We start from the raw sequence: 1,902 nt of genomic DNA, 5'->3' as shown, positions 1-1,902 counted from the left end.
GTATTAGCAGAGGCCGTTTCCATAGCATAAGCTTTTGGCTCATAGGCTATGATATACCTTTTTTCAGCTATCCTCATTGCAATCATATGGTCGTCAATGATAGTATCTGATTCAACATTTTCGTAAAGCCTGGTTCTTATGCTGAATAATTCTCCTGCAGCTCCTACATTTGAATACAATTCATAATCCCATTTTTTCAACAACGATTCATACTTCCAATAAAAGCCTTCACCCGCAGAGCTTGCATCAGCAGTCTGATCCACAAAAATTCGTTTTTCTCCTGCTACTGCACCAACTTTATGATTCCTATAATGCTTAACCAATTCCTTAATCGCTTCATCATTTAGAAATGTATTTGCATCCGTAAAAATCAATATTTCGCCCTCAACAAATGGCATTGCTCTTTTAATAGCAGCCATCTTTCCCGCTCTCGAATCTTCATGTAATACCAATACATCATTAAATCTGTTAAGTTTTTCCGTAGTACTATCCGTGGAGCCATCGGTTACAAAAATAATCTGCTTTTTTTCCTGTGGGTAATCCAATCTTAAAGTATTTTCCACTTTAGCATCAACAATATCTTCTTCGTTATAAGCAGCTACAAGTATGGTTACGCTGGGAAACTCCAGATTAGCATCAAATGAAGCTGGGGTATAGAATAGTCTCTTTATTTTTATAAGTAAAAATAAAACAAACCCATACCCAATAAAGGTGTAAAGAATAATAAAAAGAGAAACCCAAAAAGCTATTATCATTTCCCTTAAATTTTAAATCCTAATTTACTACTGCTTTTTGAATTCGTAAGATTCCAAAACACACCCTTAAAAACCCACTTAACTAGATTCAATCTTTTTTTGAAGATATAAGATATAATCTGCTTTGGACATGCAAAACAAATGTAATAGATGCTAAAGATAATTGTATTTAATAAAGATGTATTTCTTCTAATATATAGCATCCTATTTCTAGTCATAAAGTATGTCTTAATTTTACTTTCCTTACCTACACTCATCGATTCCTTATGGTAAATTGTCGATTTGCCGGTGAACCATATTTTTTTACCTATTTTCTTAAACTTATCACACCAATCTAGTTCTTCATAGTAAAGAAAAAAATCTTCAGACATTAAACCTGCAAGCTCAAGATCCTTTTTCCTGCACATCATTGCTGCCCCATGGCAATAACCGGTTTCTCTGCTATCCAAATTGTATTGCCCGCAATCAACCTCCTTATTCCCTATCCCCCTGTTTCTGCCTGTTAAATAATTCATTTCCGTAAAACCCGCGTATTGAATAATTTTCGGGTCCTCATAATACAAGATTAATGGCGAAATCAACCCAATATCCGGACGCAGCTCCATTTCATTTAAAAGAACCGGAATCATATTTTCAGTTATTTCCGTATCATTATTTAGCAGTAAAATATACTCGCCTTTAGCAGCTCGTATTCCTAAATTGTTGCCACCGGCAAATCCCAGGTTTTTATCCGACCTTATATATACTACGTCAGGATATATGTTTTTAAAATAAGCTTCATTGTCATTACTACTCCCATTATCAACCAATATAAGCTCAATGTCTTCGTTCGGGGCATTGAGCAACACAGATCTTAAAAAATCCTCAGTTACCCTAATTTGATTAAAATTTACAGTAATTATGGTAATTCGACTCATTTTGCCTCTATAAAAATTGGGGTCTCTGTTACTTCCACTTCCAACAGCCCATTTTTAGTCGCTACCTCCTTGGTTATCATCTTATCAGAACCAGGATTCAACTGATGTATTAAAGCTTTTTTTGCCCGATTTAAATCTAACAAATATTTCTCCTTTCTATCTATTTCATCAGGAACAACCAAAACATACATTCTTTTTTGCCCATTCTGGTAAATATCAACTACTGGATC

2 protein-coding genes and 1 pseudogene are annotated in these 1,902 nt (G+C 34.5%); all 3 read right to left on the bottom strand.

The annotated features are described in order from the left end of the window. Positions 1-755 (bottom strand): glycosyltransferase family 2 protein (locus tag AC1DG9_RS26495; protein ID WP_477635624.1); only part of this gene is annotated, 755 nt, incomplete at its 3' end. Positions 756-760: 5 nt separating this feature from the next. Further along, positions 761-1,672 (bottom strand): glycosyltransferase family 2 protein, encoded by a 912-nt coding sequence (locus tag AC1DG9_RS26490; RefSeq protein ID WP_172663209.1) that lies wholly within the window; start codon positions 1,670-1,672, stop codon positions 761-763. Beyond that, a pseudogene (locus AC1DG9_RS26485) lies at positions 1,669-1,902 on the bottom strand (hypothetical protein); the annotation flags it as partial. The gene AC1DG9_RS26490 and the pseudogene AC1DG9_RS26485, both read right to left, overlap by 4 nt.

The organism is Pedobacter sp. 05L430 (assembly GCF_056397585.1).
Note: the sequence above shows the minus strand (reverse complement) of the source record. Positions and strands in the feature narration are given on the sequence as shown.